We start from the raw sequence: 377 nt of genomic DNA, 5'->3' as shown, positions 1-377 counted from the left end.
CATTGAAACCTAAGAAATCAAATCCGGGTTCCTCTGCTTTGCCGTTATACTCAATGTGATTGAGCGTGTGGCAGATTCGAGTTTTTTCAGGTTTAATCTCTAATCCAATAGGCTTTAGCCATTTGGAAATAGCAGTTTGGCACTGTTCAATGATTTCTAAGTCTTTTGAGATGACCACGAAATCATCAGCGTATCTTATGACTCTCGCAAAAGGGCGATTGTCTGATTTCCTAGGATACAGTTTTTCAATTAACCTAATCATACCCAACAGTGCGATGTTGGCGAGTATTGGACTTATTACCCCTCCTTGAGGTGTCCCTGCTTCTGTATCCTCGAATACACCGTTATCTAGCACTCCCGCTTTGAGCCATTGTTTC

At 41.9% G+C, this 377-nt stretch carries 1 protein-coding gene; it reads right to left on the bottom strand.

The window, feature by feature from the left end:
• A partial coding sequence (locus tag P5674_RS26110; protein ID WP_315670512.1) for a reverse transcriptase domain-containing protein occupies positions 1-377 on the bottom strand: 377 nt, incomplete at both ends.

It is taken from the genome of Limnospira sp. PMC 289.06 (assembly GCF_032350395.1).
Lineage (GTDB): Bacteria > Cyanobacteriota > Cyanobacteriia > Cyanobacteriales > Microcoleaceae > Limnospira > Limnospira platensis.
Note: the sequence above shows the minus strand (reverse complement) of the source record. Positions and strands in the feature narration are given on the sequence as shown.